Origin of the sequence: Streptomyces uncialis (assembly GCF_036250755.1) — a bacterium.
In the GTDB taxonomy this organism is placed as follows: domain Bacteria; phylum Actinomycetota; class Actinomycetes; order Streptomycetales; family Streptomycetaceae; genus Streptomyces; species Streptomyces uncialis.
Genome location: NZ_CP109583.1, coordinates 1,559,574 through 1,571,840, shown reverse-complemented (window position 1 = coordinate 1,571,840; position 12,267 = coordinate 1,559,574). Strand labels below are relative to the sequence as shown.

Annotated in this window: 12 protein-coding genes and 1 pseudogene; 10 read left to right on the top strand and 3 right to left on the bottom strand. The window is 70.6% G+C overall.

Translation table 11 applies throughout. The features are described 5' to 3' along the window. Positions 1-91 precede the first annotated feature (91 nt). A pseudogene (locus OG711_RS39035) lies at positions 92-358 on the top strand (DUF1877 family protein); the annotation flags it as partial. Positions 359-450: 92 nt separating this feature from the next. After that, entirely contained in the window at positions 451-615 is a 165-nt protein-coding gene (locus OG711_RS06220) for a hypothetical protein (RefSeq protein WP_329558676.1), read from the top strand. A 255-nt stretch (positions 616-870) separates the two neighbouring features. Here the strand turns inward: OG711_RS06220 and OG711_RS06215 are convergent, their stop codons facing one another. Next, entirely contained in the window at positions 871-1,398 is a 528-nt protein-coding gene (locus OG711_RS06215; protein WP_073782629.1) for an EF-hand domain-containing protein, read from the bottom strand. 250 nt (positions 1,399-1,648) lie between these two features. Between OG711_RS06215 and OG711_RS06210 the strand changes: the two genes are divergently transcribed. Both OG711_RS06210 and OG711_RS06205 read left to right on the top strand, forming a co-directional pair. Next, positions 1,649-1,948, top strand: coding sequence for a hypothetical protein (locus tag OG711_RS06210; RefSeq protein WP_245876559.1), 300 nt, complete (start codon positions 1,649-1,651; stop codon positions 1,946-1,948). 285 nt (positions 1,949-2,233) lie between these two features. Next, positions 2,234-2,698 carry a hypothetical protein gene (locus OG711_RS06205; protein ID WP_143201158.1) on the top strand — a complete coding sequence of 155 codons (465 nt, stop codon included), beginning with the start codon at positions 2,234-2,236 and terminating at the stop codon, positions 2,696-2,698. Between the two features lie 335 nt (positions 2,699-3,033). On the opposite strand, the gene OG711_RS06200 is transcribed toward OG711_RS06205, so the two are convergent. Beyond that, a complete protein-coding gene (locus OG711_RS06200; RefSeq protein ID WP_245876560.1) occupies positions 3,034-3,228 on the bottom strand; it encodes a hypothetical protein in 195 nt (64 codons plus the stop codon). Between OG711_RS06200 and OG711_RS06195 the strand changes: the two genes are divergently transcribed. Continuing rightward, positions 3,227-3,670: a carboxylesterase family protein gene (locus OG711_RS06195; RefSeq protein ID WP_329558675.1), complete on the top strand. Its 444-nt coding sequence runs from the start codon at positions 3,227-3,229 to the stop codon at positions 3,668-3,670. The genes OG711_RS06200 and OG711_RS06195 overlap by 2 nt on opposite strands. Positions 3,671-3,728: 58 nt before the next feature. On the opposite strand, the gene OG711_RS06190 is transcribed toward OG711_RS06195, so the two are convergent. Then, complete coding sequence (locus tag OG711_RS06190; RefSeq protein WP_329558674.1) at positions 3,729-4,628, bottom strand: aminoglycoside phosphotransferase family protein; 900 nt, start codon at positions 4,626-4,628, stop codon at positions 3,729-3,731. 830 nt (positions 4,629-5,458) lie between these two features. Between OG711_RS06190 and gyrB the strand changes: the two genes are divergently transcribed. From gyrB to OG711_RS06165, 5 genes are all read left to right on the top strand, one after another. Next, positions 5,459-7,441, top strand: a complete 1,983-nt coding sequence (gene gyrB, locus OG711_RS06185) for a DNA topoisomerase (ATP-hydrolyzing) subunit B (RefSeq protein WP_266510194.1) — start codon at positions 5,459-5,461, stop codon at positions 7,439-7,441. A gap of 91 nt (positions 7,442-7,532) precedes the next feature. Continuing rightward, complete coding sequence (locus tag OG711_RS06180; protein ID WP_329558673.1) at positions 7,533-9,647, top strand: DNA gyrase/topoisomerase IV subunit B; 2,115 nt, start codon at positions 7,533-7,535, stop codon at positions 9,645-9,647. 127 nt (positions 9,648-9,774) lie between these two features. Continuing rightward, entirely contained in the window at positions 9,775-10,830 is a 1,056-nt protein-coding gene (locus OG711_RS06175) for a helix-turn-helix transcriptional regulator (RefSeq protein WP_073787191.1), read from the top strand. After that, complete coding sequence (locus OG711_RS06170) at positions 10,827-11,576, top strand: SDR family oxidoreductase (RefSeq protein ID WP_073787189.1); 750 nt, start codon at positions 10,827-10,829, stop codon at positions 11,574-11,576. The genes OG711_RS06175 and OG711_RS06170 overlap by 4 nt, the downstream gene beginning before the upstream one ends. Continuing rightward, positions 11,569-12,201: a VTT domain-containing protein gene (locus OG711_RS06165; RefSeq protein WP_329558672.1), complete on the top strand. Its 633-nt coding sequence runs from the start codon at positions 11,569-11,571 to the stop codon at positions 12,199-12,201. The genes OG711_RS06170 and OG711_RS06165 overlap by 8 nt, the downstream gene beginning before the upstream one ends. Positions 12,202-12,267: the final 66 nt, after the last annotated feature.

The window sequence follows — 12,267 nt, the reverse complement described above, 5'->3', positions numbered from 1 at the left end:
CGCGTCCCAGGTCCCTGTGCGGCGGGACCCAGGGTGTCGCCGGAACCCGCCTGCCGGTGTCGATGTCAGTGGCGGTTCCTACGATTCGGCCATGAGCATGGTCGGAAAGTATGTCCGCCTCACCCCCGCCGAGCTGAACCGGGCCGTTCTGCATCCCGACTGGGCCCGGGAGTTCGTCGAGGAGCGCATGGCCGCGGAGCCGGGTGACGGCAGACCGGCCCCTGGGAGCCGCCTCCACAGCACCGGGAAGATGTGGCACACGCTGGAGCGTCTGCTCAGGCTCCGGGGTGTCGAGGTGAATGTGGTGCACGGCGAGGAGGAGATTCCCGGCGCGGAGGACTGGGGGTACGGAGCGCCCCGGATGATCCGACCGGAGCGGGTGCGGGACGCCGCCGGGGCGATGGCGGCGATCACCCGGAGGGACTCGTCGAGCGGGTCACCCCGGCGGAGTTGGCGGACGCGGGGACCTACCCCTACGCGGGGACCTACCCCTACGCGGGCGGCTCCGACCCCGGGCCGCGGCTGGACGACGTGGCGGTCGCGTACCAGGATCTCGCCGCCTTCTTCCGGACGGCGGCCCGTCTCCGCCAAGGCCTGCTGGTCTGGATCGGCTGAGCCGTTTGCTGCGGGGCCGACCCGGGGCGGGCGACTCGACGGTCCGGTACGGGGTGCTCATCCCTGCCCGTCCGCTGCGGAGCGCCCGGTTCGGTACGCGACGCTCCGCTCATGGGACTCCGTCGGCCCGCCGCCCGGGGGGCTCACCCACCGCAGAGGACGCGTTGGGTGAGCCCCCCGGGCCGGGAAGGCCCTGACGGCGGCCGACCGCCCGTCCGTACCCCTACCGCGCGGTCGTCGGCGCTCACACGTGGCTCAGCCTGTGACGAGACGGTCCCCGGCGATGCCCGCCCTGTCGGGCCGGTAGTAGTCCCGGATGCCGTCCGCCCATACGGCGACCGGGACCCGGTCGCCCTCCACCGGGGCGAAGGCGTCGAACAGGGCCTCGATGTTGGCCGGTTCGAACCCGATGGCGACCATCAGCGCGAGGAAGTCGGGCCGCTCGACCAGTCCGTCGCCGTCCGGATCGCCCAGCTCCGCCAGCGCGTCCGCGAACACGTCCACGGCCCCGTCGAACCGCTGCGGCTCCAGGACGACCGCCGTGAACTCCTGAGGGCTGATCCGCCCGTCGCCGTCCGCGTCAAGTTCCGCCGTCAAGGTGGCGCCGTACCCGCGGAAGGCGTCGAGCAGCGCCTGTCCGGCCTCCTCCTTGGCGGCCGGCAGGGCGTCGACCGTCCGGCGGGCCATCAGATCGAAGTCGGCCGGCTCAAGGTAGCCGTTGCCGTCGGCGTCGAAGAGCGTGAACACGAGCTGCGCTCGGGCGACGGCCTCGGTGGTGGGCATGACGGAACACCTCTGCTTCCAGGTGGGTAGGTGGACCGGGGACGTGTCCCACCGGTCGCCTCCACTATCCGGCGGCCCTCCGGCCCGATCAGCCGAAAATCGTGAGGTTGTACACGAACGAAGGCAAACCCCGGCTTCCACGCATGGTGCGCCCGAGGACGGGAAAAGACCCGGCCTGCCGGACCCGACCCCGGTCCGCCGTCGCGGAATTCGATCGTCCGCGCTCCTGACCTCGGTCTACGCTGCCGCGATGGAACGAACGGACCCGGGTATGGACATGGACGAGGAGCACTGCCGGATCTGCGGCTACGGGGAGGACGGGCTGACCTGGGAGTCCGGCTGGCCGACCGCCGGGATCTGCTCCTGCTGCGGTACGGAATCCGGCATCGGCGACATGGGCGAGCCGGGCACCTGGGAAGGGCTCCAGGGCATCCGGAACTACCGCGGCTACTGGGTCGGCAACGGTGCCCGCTGGCATTCCCCGAGCCTGCGTCCCAAGGACTGGGACCTCCTCACCCAACTTGGCGGCATCCCGCCCGAATGGCGCTGACGGATCGTCGGTCGGCAGGTCTCCGCGCGGGCTTCGGCCGGCCCCCTCGTCCGTGCGGCGGAACAGCGCGAGATCCCTTGGGGCTACGGCCCTGGGGGCTCTCCGCGCTCCGGAACGCCGGACCGTCTCGACATCCCCGCGGTGGGAGCGCCAGGTCGAAACGGCTTCCGGACGAGGCTCCGAGGCGCCCTTGTCGCTTCTGAACCGCAGGTGGTTAGCTCCCGACCGCTGACATCCGTGTATTCGTCAGTCATATGCTCATCGCCATTCGAGAGGGGCTTTGTGATGTTCCGGAGCACGTGGGTCAAGACAGCGGCAGCGGGCGCCATGGCAGTGGGAGCGCTCAGTCTGGGGATGAGTCCGGCGGTGGCCGCGCCGTACTGGCAGCCGTTCGTCTCCAACGGCCCCAACCAGACCTGCGGCCAGACGACCACCCACTACGCGTCGAACAATGTCGCGATGCAGACCTGCATCTTCCGCAACCCGGCCAACAACACCTACCAGGCCGTCGCCGTGGTGGTGAACAACGCTCCGGCCACGGTCACGGTGGACCTCGCCGCGCATGTGATCCACACCCACGGGACGAACGCGTCCTGCCACAAGACGAGGTTCCTCTCCGGGCAGCGTCTCGCCTGTTACGGCCCCACCCGGCCGCTGGCGGCGGGCGAGGCCAACGAGGCGTGGAGCGAGATCACCCTCAACAACACCTACAAGGACACGACGAGGGCCGTCGTCTACGGCCGGGGCTGACCGGCGGGCAGGCGGACCGCTCCCGCTGAAGGGCGCGGCGGACCTGGGTCCCGTTGAGAAGGACGAAGTCGCGGTGGTCCCGCTCGCGCAGGCGGGACCACCGCGATCTGCTGTGCGTGCACCGCGCGGGGCGCCCTTCCCCGGAAGGCGGTTGCCGTCCTCGGGACCGTCGTCGCGCGGCTTCACCGAACCCGGTCGGGCCGAACCCGGTCGGGCCGAACCCGGTCGGGCCGCCCGTCCCGTCGCCGTCGTTCATCCGGGGACGTGGGACGTGGGACGTGGGACGGGCCCGGGGGGCGTGGCACGGTGGTGCGACGGCGCCCAGGGGACGGGCCTCAGGCCTTCTCGGGCAGGTGGGCGGCCAGCGCCCGCAGACCCTCCAGCACCTCGTCGGCGGTAGGCGCGGAGTCGGGGTCGGTGAGGTGCTGCATCATCAGGCCGCTGACGAGGGCGAGCTGTACCGAGCCGAGGGTGCGGATCGTCGCTTCGGAGAGCTCGCTCTCGACGCCGCCGGTGACCTCGCGCGCCATGCCGCTGCGTCCCTGCCGCAGCCCGGCGGCAACCTGCGCACGCAGTTCCGGCGCGGCGCTCGACACCCAGCGCGCGATGGCCCACCACACCCCCGTCCACGCCTATGACTTCGCCGAGGCCGAGTCCCCGTACGTCAAGAGCGTGCCGCGACCGGCGAGCTTCTCGCTCGGCACCGGTCATATGGTCGACCTGGCCTACCTGTTCGACAACGACCTGTTCGAGCCGCTCGACACCACGCAGGCCAGGCTGTCGGACACGGTGATCGGCCACTGGAGCCGGTTCGCGGCCACCGGGCAGATGACGGGGCACGGCCTGCCCGGATGGAAGCGGTTCACGACCCGCGATCCCTATGTGCAGCGGCTCGCGTCCGACCGCGCCGGGCGCACCGACTTCGCGGCCGACCACCACCACGCCTTCTGGACGGCACTCGCCACCTCATGATCCTTTCCTCGGCCCGCCCTTGGTCGAGCAGGGGCCGGACGGCGCTCTCCTCGGTCGATCAGCCGTTCAGAGCCTCGGTGATCTGGCGGGTGGTCTGCGCGGCGACGCGGGGGTTGACGGCGGCGTAGCAGGTGTAGGCGTTCAGGCCGGTGGCCAGGGCCCAGCCACGGCCCCGGGTCCAGGTCGCGTCGTCGACGCCGAGCGCGGTACGGAAGGCGGCGCGGCTCCTGGCGGACATCAGGGTGAAGGCGATGATCAGGTCGCACGCCGGATCGCCGATGCCCAGCCCGCCGAAGTCGATGACCGCGCTGAGGCGGCCGTCGCGGGTCAGCAGGTTGCCGGTGTGGAAGTCGCCGTGGAACCACACCGGCGGGCGGTCCCATCCGGGGGCGCTCAGCGCCGCGTCCCACAGCTCGGTCATGGCCGCGGCGTCGAACGTACCGCCGACCTCCGCGATCGCCGCCCGCGTATCACGGTCCCGGTCGGCCAGGGGCTCACCCATCAGGTCCTCGCGAGCGTTCCCGACCTGGAGGTCCGCGGGCGGGAACGACTGAAGGGCGACGAGGAACTCCGCCAGTTGGACGGCGGCCCCGGGCGAGTCGCCCAACGCCCCGACGGTCGCCACCTCGCCGTCCAGCCAGCGGGACACCGCCCACGGCCACGGATAGCCGAAGCCGGGCTCACCCACCCCCACCGGCACCGGGACGGCCAACGGCAGATGCGGAGCGAGCCTGGGCAGCCACTCCGTCTCCTTCGCGGCCTGTCCGATGGCTCCCGCGTGGCGGGGCAGCCGGACGGACAGGTCGTCGCCCAGCCGGTGGATCACATGGTCCGAACCGGCCGGGTCGAGCAGCTTGAGAGGCAGCTCGGCCCACTGCGGGAACTGCGCGTCGACCAGGCGCCTGGCCAGTGCGGTATCGATCGCGGGTCGGGGCTCCGCGGTACTCCCGGTGGTCATGGACAACTCCTGCGGTGGGCCCGCTCGATGCGACGGACGGTCGGAGCCATCACAGCCCCTCGCGTACCGTCTGTCGATCGGTTTTCCCGCCCGACCGGCTCACCGCCCGACCGGTCGGCCGTCCTTCGCCGCACGAACACCACCTGCCCGCCTGCCTGCTTACCCACCTGTCGGAGCCGACCCGACGCCTTCCCCATGGACCCGGGGGTCCGCCGCCGGCATCGCGCTGTGCGCGCCTCCACCCGGGACGCCGGGTGGATGACCTTGAGGCGGACGCCTCATGTCGCCGTAGGTGGCTTCGAAGGGCTCCGTGGAGCGATTCCAGGCCGTGCGCGGGTCCCGATTTCGGCGGGCCGTGACGCCGGGCGGCGAAATCCCTGTGCGGCGATCTGGCGAGCTTTCGCGCTTCGCGCGTAGGGGGGATCAAGTGGATGCCTGGATGGCCGCTATTGAGGCGTTCGTGGGACTTCTTGAGTCGACTGTAATGCTGACGCCGGGTGTGCTAAACCTAGTTCTCGGTTCTATGGTGAACCTTGCGGAACAGGGCCTCGCCGATCGGCGGGGCCCCTGCGCCGACCTCCGTCCGACGCCATGCGGCTCCCGCCTCGGTGGGTGGGAGCGCGGTTCGTCGTGCCAGAAAAGAGAGCGCCCCTGTGACCGGTCCCGGCATTCCCTCCGACCTTCCGGCCGACACCATCGCCACCGCACCCCCTACGGCACCCGCATCCGCCGCCGCATCCGCCACCGCATCCGTCACCGACACGGCGCCCGCCACCGACACCGCACTCGTCACCACACCGGCACCCGCACCCGCGTCCACCACCGGCAACGTGGGGGACACGTCGTACACCGGCAGTCAGATCCAGGTCCTGGAGGGCCTGGAGGCGGTGCGCAAGCGGCCCAGTATGTACATCGGTTCGACCTGCGAGCGCGGACTGCACCACCTGGTCCACGAGATCGTCGACAACTCGGTCGACGAGGCCCTCGCGGGGCACGCGGACCGCATCGACGTCACGATCCTGGCCGACGGCGGGATCAAGGTCGTCGACAACGGCCGCGGCATCCCGGTGGACATCGTGGCGTCCGAGGGCAGGCCCGCCCTGGAGGTCGTACTGACGGTGCTGCACGCGGGCGGGAAGTTCGGCGGCGGCGGCTACGCGGTCTCCGGCGGTCTGCACGGCGTGGGCATGTCGGTGGTCAACGCCCTGTCGACGCGGGTGGAGGCGGAGGTGCGTTACGGCGGGCACCGCTGGAGCCAGGAGTACGAGAAGGGTGTGCCGACCGCTCCGCTCAGGCAGCACGAGGCGACCTCCGAGACCGGCACCTCGCTGACGTTCTGGGCCGACGGCGACATCTTCGAGACCACCGAGTACTCCTTCGAGACGCTGTCGCGCCGCTTCCAGGAGATGGCCTTCCTCAACAAGGGCCTGACCTTGGCGCTGTCCGACGAGCGCGAGTCCGCGAAGGCCACGGTGGGCGCCGACGACCCGGTCGCGGACGTGTCCGACCCGGTGGCGCGGACGGTGGCGTACTGCTACGAGGGCGGCATCGTCGACTTCGTGAAGTACCTGAACGCGCGCAAGGGCGACCCCGTCCACCCGTCGATCATCTCGCTGGAGGCGGAGGACACCGCGCGCCTGCTGTCGGTGGAGGTCGCGATGCAGTGGAACACCCAGTTCTCCGACAGCGTGCACTCCTTCGCGAACACGATCCACACGCACGAGGGCGGTACCCACGAGGAGGGCTTCCGCGCGGCGATGACGGCTCTGGTCAACCGGTACGCGCGGGAGAAGAGGTTCCTGCGTGAGAAGGACGACAACCTCGCGGGTGAGGACATCCGCGAGGGTCTGACGGCGATCATCTCGGTCAAGCTCGGTGAGCCGCAGTTCGAGGGCCAGACGAAGACCAAGCTGGGCAACACGGAGGCGAAGACCTTCGTGCAGCGGGTCGTGCACGAGCATCTCAACGACTGGTTCGACCGGAACCCGAACGAGGCCGCGGACATCATCCGCAAGTCGATCCAGGCGGCCTACGCGCGCGTGGCGGCCCGCAAGGCCCGTGATCTGACGCGTCGCAAAGGTCTGCTGGAGTCGGCTTCCCTGCCGGGCAAGCTGTCGGACTGCCAGTCGAACGACCCCGCCAAGTGCGAGATCTTCATCGTCGAGGGTGACTCCGCCGGCGGCTCCGCCAAGTCCGGCCGCAATCCGATGTACCAGGCCATCCTGCCGATCCGCGGCAAGATCCTGAACGTCGAGAAGGCCCGGATCGACAAGATCCTCCAGAACACCGAGGTCCAGGCGCTGATCAGTGCCTTCGGTACCGGTGTCCACGAGGACTTCGACATCGCGAAGCTGCGCTATCACAAGATCATCCTGATGGCGGACGCCGACGTCGACGGCCAGCACATCAACACCCTGCTGCTGACGTTCCTCTTCCGCTTCATGCGCCCCCTGGTCGAGGCCGGTCACGTGTACCTCTCCCGGCCGCCGCTGTACAAGATCAAGTGGGGTCGGGACGACTTCGAGTACGCGTACTCCGACCGTGAGCGGGACGCGCTGATCGAGCTGGGCCGCCAGAACGGCAAGCGCATCCGGGAGGACTCCATCCAGCGCTTCAAGGGCCTCGGCGAGATGAACGCCGAGGAGCTGCGCATCACCACCATGGACGTCGAGCACCGGGTGCTCGGCCAGGTCACCCTGGACGACGCCGCACAGGCCGACGACCTCTTCTCCGTCCTCATGGGTGAGGACGTCGAGGCCCGCCGCCAGTTCATCCAGCGCAACGCCAAGGACGTCCGCTTCCTCGACATCTGAGCCCACGGCAGTCGCGTCTTTCCGGTACGGGGCCCGCGCTCGCGGGCCCCGGCCGCGTCACCCACCCATCCTCTGTACCTGGAGCGAACGCGTGAGCACCCCGCCTTCCGCCCGTCCCCGCACCCCGGCCGGAGACGGCTCCGACTACACCGCGAGGCACCTGCTCGTCCTCGAAGGACTGGAGGCCGTCCGCAAGCGGCCCGGTATGTACATCGGGTCGACCGACACCCGTGGCCTGATGCACTGCCTCTGGGAGATCATCGACAACTCCGTCGACGAGGCCCTGGGCGGGTACTGCGACCACATCGAGGTGATCCTCCACGAGGACTCCTCCGTGGAGGTCCGCGACAACGGCCGCGGCATCCCCGTGGACGTCGAGCCCCGGACCGGCCTCTCCGGGGTCGAGGTCGTCATGACCAAGCTGCACGCCGGCGGCAAGTTCGGCGGCGGCTCGTACGCGGCCTCCGGCGGACTGCACGGGGTCGGCGCCTCCGTCGTCAACGCCCTCTCGGCCCGCCTCGACGTCGAAGTGGACCGGGTGGGCCACACCTACCTGATCGGCTTCCGCCGCGGCGTGCCCGGCCACTACTCCGGACCCGGTGAGGACGCCGACTTCACCCCCGGCGGAGGGCTGCGCAAGCGGAAGGTGCGGAGCCGCAACGCGAACGGCACCGGGAACCGGACGCGTTACTGGGCGGACCGGCAGATCTTCCTCAAGGACGCCGAGCTCACGCTGGACACGCTCCACCAGCGCGCCCGCCAGACGGCATTCCTCGTCCCCGGTCTGACGATCGTCGTCCGCGACGAGCGCGCCCTGGAAGGGTCCGGCAAGACCGAGGAGACCTTCCGCTTCGACGGGGGGATCGGCGAGTTCTGCGAATACCTCGCCCAGGACAAGGCGGTCTGCGACGTCCTGCGTCTCACCGGCACGGGCAGCTTCAAGGAGACCGTCCCGGTCCTCGACGACCGCGGCCATATGACCGCCACCGAGGTCACCCGCGAGCTCGGTGTGGACATCGCCCTGCGCTGGGGCACGGGCTACGAGACGAACGTGAAGTCGTTCGTGAACATCATCGCCACCTCCAAGGGCGGCACCCACCTCTCCGGCTTCGAACGCTCGGTCACCAAGACCGTGAACGAGGTGCTGCGCGCCACGAAGCTGCTGCGCGTGGCCGAGGACGACGTGGCCAAGGACGACGCGACGGAGGGCATGACGGCGGTCGTCACCGTACGGCTGGCCGAGCCGCAGTTCGAGGGCCAGACCAAGGAGGTCCTCGGTACCTCGGCGGCCACCCGGATCGTCGCGGCCGTCGTCGCCAAGGAGCTCAAGGCCTATCTGACCTCCACCAAACGGGACGACAAACAGCAGGTCCGTGCCGTGATGGAGAAGATCGTCGCGGCTGCCCGGACCCGGATCGCGGCTCGTCAGCACAAGGAGGCGCAGCGTCGGAAGACGGCGCTGGAGTCGTCGTCGCTGCCGGCGAAGCTGGCGGACTGCCGTAGTGACGATGTGGAGCGCAGTGAGCTGTTCATCGTGGAGGGTGACTCGGCGCTGGGTACGGCGAAGCTGGCCCGCAACTCCGAGTTCCAGGCGTTGCTGCCGATCCGGGGCAAGATCCTCAATGTCCAGAAGTCGTCCGTCTCGGACATGCTGAAGAACGCCGAGTGCGGGGCGATCATCCAGGTCATAGGAGCGGGTTCGGGGCGTACCTTCGACCTGGACGCGGCCCGGTACGGGAAGATCATCTTGCTCGTGGACGCCGATGTGGACGGCGCGCACATCCGCTGCCTGCTGCTGACGCTGTTCCAGCGCTATATGCGTCCGATGGTCGCTGCGGGCCGCGTCTTCGCTGCCGTGCCGCCACTGCACCGGATCGAACTCGTCCAGCCCAAGAAGGGCCAGGACAAGTACGTCTACACCTACTCGGACAACGAGCTGCGCCAGACCCTGCTGGAGTACCGGCGCCGAAAGGTCCGATACAAGGACTCGATCCAGCGCTACAAGGGCCTCGGCGAGATGGACGCCGACCAGCTGGCGGAGACCACCATGGAACCCCGCTTCCGCACCCTGCGCCGGATCAACATCGGCGATCTGGACTCGGCCGAGTCGGTCTTCGACCTGCTCATGGGCAACGAGGTCGCCCCGCGCAAGGAGTTCATCACCAGCTCCGCCGCCACCCTGGACCGCTCCCGCATCGACACCTGAGCCCCACTGCTCCGGAGGTACGTACCCGGCAGGACCTCCGATGCGGTGGCGCGATCGTTCAAGACACCTTCCGTCAACCCGCCTAACGTGTCCGGAAGACGCGGTGAGGACGGAAGGAGCGCTGGTCATGGACGAGTTCGCGAGCGCCAGACTGGTGGCGCTGGTCCAGCGGGCGCTGGCAGGTGAGGGCATCCGGGTCGTCGCTCCGGGGGGCGGCGGGGCGCTGCTGCCGTTCGAGGCGAAGCGGCGGTTCCTGAGGGACGTGGCGCGCGATCACGGGCTGCTGCCGCTGCTGCGGGCAGGCTCACTGATGCCGGCCAGCCCGTCCGACCCGGCCGTGTCCGCGCTGCTGAGCGCGGTCGGCCCGGGGGACCTGTTCGCCCGGTGGCAGCGGCTGGAGCGGTTCACCCACTCACGGCACCGGGTGGTGGTACGGGAATCCGGTACGGGACATCTCGTCGCCGAGCATGTGGGACCCCCCATGGAACCGCCCGAACCCGCCGAGGACGCGGTCGTTCTCGGCGTACTGACCGCGCTGCTGCCGCTGACCGGTGCCCGGGATCTCGTCGTCGGCGCCGGGTACGGGGAGCCGACCACTGTGTTCGCCGACGGCACCGTCACGGCGGCACCGCCCGGTCACGGCGGCGGGCTCTGGCGGTTCACCTGGTCCGGCACCGCACCACCCGTGCACCCGCGCCCGGCGCGGGCCGGTACGGACGCTGTCGCACGCACCCGGGAACTGCTCGGCGCCGATCTCGCCCGGCGCTGGACACTCGCCGCCCTCGCCGCCGAACTGGGCCTGCCGGTGCGGAGCCTCCAACGGCGGCTGGCGGGTGACGGCGGCTTCACCGGACTCCTCGGCGAGCTCCGCACGGAGGCCGCCGCGGCGCTGCTCCTGCGGAGCGCCCACAGCATCGGCGTCATCGGATTCGCCTGCGGCTACGCGGACCAGCCGCACTTCACCCGCCACTTCGGGCTCCGCACCGCGATGACACCGGCGGCCTACAGGTCGGCGTTCCGGCGACCCGGCCCGGACACGGTGTCCGACATGGACGAGCGACCGGACGAGCGACCGGACGAGCGGACGTGTGAGTGGACGGATGCGCCGACGGGTGTGCGGACGGGCCCCGACGCGCGGACGACGGCCCGTACCCATGAAGCAGCGAGGAGAAGGACCGCATGAAGCTCACCGGCACAACGGTGCTCGTCACCGGCGGGGCGCGCGGCATCGGCAGGGAGATGACCCGGCAGCTGGTCGGGCTCGGCGCGCATGTGGTGGCCGTGGGCCGCGCGCCCGGACCCCTCGTGGCCCTGCAAGCCGAGTACGGCGACCGGGTGTCCGCCGAGGTGGTCGATCTCTCCGATCCGGACGCGGTCGACACCTTCGGCGATGAACTGCCCGGCCGCCACCCCGGACTCTCGGTCGTCATCAACAACGCCGGAGTGCAGAACCCCAGCGACTTCCTCACCGCCGATCCGCGCGCCTCACGACCGCTGCTCCGGCGGGAACTCGCCGTCAATCTGGACGCCGTCATCTCCCTCTCCACCGGGCTGCTTCCCCATCTCAGCAGCCGTTCCGAGGCCGCGATCGTGAACATCACCAGCGGACTCGCCATCGTGCCCAAGCCCTCGGCACCCGTGTACTGCGCGGCCAAGTCGGCGGTGCGGACGTTCACGCGGTCGCTGCGCTACCAGTGCGAGGACGGGGCGCCGCACATCCGGGTGATCGACGCGGTCCTCCCGCTCGTGGACACCGATATGACGCGTGGCCGGGGCCGGGGCAAGATCAGCGCGGCGCAGGCGGCACACGCGGTGATCGAGGGCATCCGCCGGGACCGGACGGAGATCTACGTCGGCAAGGCGCGCCTCCTGCCGTCCCTGATGCGCCTCTCACCGTCGCTGGGATACCGGTCCCTGCGCCATGGCTGAGCCCCTGGCCCCCGTCCCCGATCCGGCCCCCGGCGCTCCCGTTCCCGCCGCCCGGGAGAACTCCGCCACCCGCACGGTGCGGCTGCTGCTGCGGCTGGACCGGGCCGCGCACCGGCGGTGGTTCCTTCCGGCGCTCGGTGTCTTCCCGCTGAGCGACTACGTACTGCCGGTCCTGCCCAACCAGATGCTGCTCATCGGGTTGTCGGCGCTCCATCCCCGGCGCTGGCGGGTGATCGCCCTGACCTTCGTCGCCGCGTCGGTACTGGGAGCCTTCCTGGTCGCGACCGCCGTCCACGCGGCCGGACCCTGGCTGCTGGACACGGTGGGCGCCGTCGCGCCGGGCCGGGCGGAACTACGGGAGGTCGCCGGGCTGGTGGAGCGCCACGGCGGCTGGGCGCTGGCCGCTCTCGCGCTGCTGCCGTGGACGCCCCGGGCCGCCGTGGTGATGTGCGCGCTGGCCGGGATACCGCCCTGGACGGTCGCCCTGGCCGTACTGGCGGGCCGCCCGCTCCCCGTCACCCTTCTCGCCCTGGCCGGGGCGAAGGCACCGGCCCTGCTGCGCAGGTCGCACCGGATCGACCGCGTGCTCGCCGAGGTGGACGCACGGCGCGTGCGGGTGGGGTGAGCGGTACGAGGTCTCTCGCGGTCGCGTGACCAGGTGCTCAACCAGTCCGGACCGCAATGGTGTTCG